A 1,129-nucleotide genomic window follows, 5' to 3' on the forward strand; every position below is an offset into this window, starting at 1 on the left:
GTTTCGACGGTTCTTTCTGGTCCTTTTTCACCACAACCAGCCAAAGTAAGCGCTGCAAAAATCGCGGTTAAGGTTATGATTCCTTTCATACTACAACCCTCGCTCCTTCACCCAAGCCCGGACTTTGATTCCCGGCTCAATGACATTAATGCCTGAGATAATGATTTGATCGCCATCCGCTAACCCTTGCAAAATCTGTCCGTTGTCATTCATCGTAATGTCGGCTTTCGCAACCATACCTTGGTCATCGACGCGCCAAACGTAAGTTTTTCCATTTTCTTCAAAGAGCGCAGAATCTGGAATTTTGGTCGCTCCGGAGTTTTGTGACACGAGATACGCATTGCCTGACATACCAGGAAGAATGCCTAGCTCTGGCGGTCTTTCCATCACCATCGTCACTTTATAGCTGCCCGTTTTTGGGTCGGCTTCGGTGTCAATTTCTTGGAAAGTCAGATCGAAAGAGCGTTCGGGAAACGCGTCGAATATCATTTTGGCTGAAACATTCACGCCTTGCGTATAACGGTTGAGCAAATAGTCAGGCAGTTGAAAAATCACCTTCATTACCTGATTGGTTTGAATGTTCATCACCCCTTCTTTGGCGGCAACGTATTCATGATTTTCGGCAGGAAGATAAGAAATGGTGCCATCGTAAGGAGCAACGAGTTGGGTGTAGCGCAAGTTCGCTTTGGCTTGATCCCATTGCGCTTTAGCGGAGTTATGATTAGCTTTCGCTTCATCAAAATCTTGTTCAGAGACCACTTGGTCTTTCCGCAGCTTCTTATAGCGCTTGTACTGAACATCAGCTAACGCAAAATTCGCTCTTGCTTGCTTTTCCAATAAGGAATATTCATCTGGGTTAAGAACTGCTAGCACATCGCCTTTTTTAACGACTTGCCCTTCATTAACTTCGATCGATTGAAGCAACCCTGGGACACGAAATGCGAGTACAGCTCTGTCACCGGCTTCTGTGGTGGCGGGGAAATGGCGTTCAAATTGTGCGTTGCCAACAGAAACAGTAAAAAGTTTTGCGGGGCGAGATTCTGGCTCAGGGACTGGTGGAAGCTCTTTACCACAACCCGACAATGCAGCCGTGACGGCTATCGGAATGAGCAGTTTTCTCATCACATTC

At 46.7% G+C, this 1,129-nt stretch carries 2 protein-coding genes; both read right to left on the reverse strand.

The window, feature by feature from the left end:
• On the reverse strand, nucleotides 1-89 hold an 89-nt coding region (locus R8269_RS25565; protein WP_318222956.1), incomplete at its 3' end, for a lipoprotein.
• Nucleotide 90: 1 nt separating this feature from the next.
• The gene (vmeG, locus tag R8269_RS25570) at nucleotides 91-1,122 is read right to left on the reverse strand and encodes an efflux RND transporter periplasmic adaptor subunit VmeG (RefSeq protein ID WP_065764983.1); all 1,032 of its coding nucleotides are present in this window, start codon (nucleotides 1,120-1,122) and stop codon (nucleotides 91-93) included.
• Nucleotides 1,123-1,129: the final 7 nt, after the last annotated feature.

The organism is Vibrio sp. Vb0667 (assembly GCF_033391095.1).

Bases quoted from the DNA above. Each gene is read 5' to 3' on its own strand.
- vmeG (WP_065764983.1), bottom strand. From the start codon at position 1,122: ATGAGAAAACTGCTCATTCCGATAGCCGTCACGGCTGCATTGTCGGGT.